This is a genomic window from Streptomyces sp. NPDC006265 (genome assembly GCF_040613555.1).
Classification (GTDB): Bacteria; Actinomycetota; Actinomycetes; order Streptomycetales; family Streptomycetaceae; genus Streptomyces.
Map to the genome: position 1 here is coordinate 1 of NZ_JBEXSH010001286.1, position 1781 is coordinate 1781.

The following is a 1781-nucleotide window of genomic DNA, read 5'->3' on the forward strand; positions in this document are numbered from 1 at the left end:
GCAGGACCGTACGACTCCCGGAGGTGAGGAGGCGGAAGCGGTCGTCGAGGCGGTCGGCGATCTGCCGGGGGGTGAGCAGCCGGAGCCGGGCCGCCGCCAGTTCGATGGCGAGCGGCAGTCCGTCCAGCCGTCGGCAGATCTCCGCCACCGCCTGCTCGTCGCGGAGCACGGCGTCCGCGTCGGGACGGACGGCCGCGGCTCGCTCCGCGAACAGCCGACGGGCGTGGTCCGGGCGCAGGGGCTCGACCGGACGCACCAACTCGCCCGGTACGCCGAGTGGTTCACGGCTGGTGGCCAGGATGGTGAGCCCCGGGCATTGGGTCAGCAGGGTCTCCGCGAGGTGGGCCGCGGCGCCGATGACATGCTCGCAGTTGTCAAGGATCAGAACGAGGCTGCGCGGCGCGCAGAACTCGACGAGCAGGCCTACGGGGTCGTCCTGCACGGCTGTGTGCTCGCTGGTCAGCAACACGGTCTCGCGCAGACCGAGCGCACTGACCACCGCTCCCGGCACCGCCTCCGGCCGGTCGAGCGGGGCGAGCTCGGCCAGCCGTGCCTGCGGGAGCCCGGCGGCGGCTTCCTCGGCGAGACGGGTCTTTCCTGAGCCGCCCGGTCCGGTGAGGGTGACGAGGCGGGCCCTGTGCACTTCGGAACGGATGGCGTCGATCTCGGGTTCCCGGCCGACGAAGGAGGTCAGACGGGGCCGGATGGCGCCGGGCCGTACGCGCTCGCGCTCCGGCGGAGCGGCCGGTGGCTTCTCCTCCGACGGGGCGGGGTCGAGCAGGCCGGCGTGGAGGGCACGCAGGTGGGGGCCGGGATCGGTGCCGAGGCCTTCGGCCAGGGCCCGGCGGGCGGTTTCGTACGCGGCGAGGGCGTCGGCGTCCCGGCCGGTGTCGCGCAGGGCACGGATGAGGAGCGCGTGCAGCGGCTCGTCGTAGGGGTGTACGGCTGTCAGTTCCCGCAGTTCCGGTACGACGTCCGGCCCGCGGCCGAGCCGTAGCCGGGCCTCCGCCCTGGCCCGGGTCGCCTCCAGGCGCGTCGCCTCCGGGCGGGAGGCGGCGGAGCGGTCGGGGAGGTCGGCGAGGGCGGGCCCGTGCCAGAGGGCGAGGGCGGCGTCGAGGTGCTGCTCCGCTCGGGCGGGGTCGTCGGCGGTGAGGGCGTCGGTGCCCTGCTGGACGAGCCGTTCGAAGACGAAGAGGTCGATGTCGTCCCGGCCCGCCGCGAGTCGGTAGCCGCCCGTCTCGGAGGTGATCGCGTCCTTGCCGAGGGCTTTGCGGAGGCGGCCGACGAGGGCTTGGAGCGCGGCGGGGGCGTCCTGGGGCGGCTCCTGTGCCCAGACCTCGTCGATCAGCGTCTGGGGGGTGGTGACGCGGGAGGGGCGCAGGGCCAGGGCGGTGAGCAGGGCACGGAGCCGTGGTCCGCCGACGGGTACGACTGAGCCGTTCTCGTCCTCTGCCGTGGTGACGCCCAGGATTCTGTACCGCACGGGGTCATTGTCGCCGGGGTCGGCGCGAGAACCGGTGGGTTTTCGGTGCCGGGCGTTGCTCAGGGGCTTGTGTGCGGGTGCTCGGGGTTGTCGCTGGGGCCGGGTGGTCCACAACCCGGGGGAACGGGGTCGTCGCTGGGGCCGGGTGGTCCACAACCCGGGGGAACGGGGTGCCGCTGCGATGGCGCTGGCGCCGGATGGGTCCGCAGCCCGACGTAGCGGGGTGCCGCTCTCCTTGGGTCGGGTGCCGCCCCCAGGGGGGGGCCCCCACCCCGGCGGAGCGGGCGCCCCCCGCCGG

At 75.1% G+C, this 1781-nt stretch carries 1 protein-coding gene; it reads right to left on the bottom strand.

Features of this window, described 5'->3' with window-relative positions; genetic code table 11:
* The coding region (locus ABZ281_RS48050; RefSeq protein WP_356665016.1) for a BTAD domain-containing putative transcriptional regulator at positions 1-1483 on the bottom strand (1483 nt) is incomplete at its 3' end.
* Positions 1484-1781: the final 298 nt, after the last annotated feature.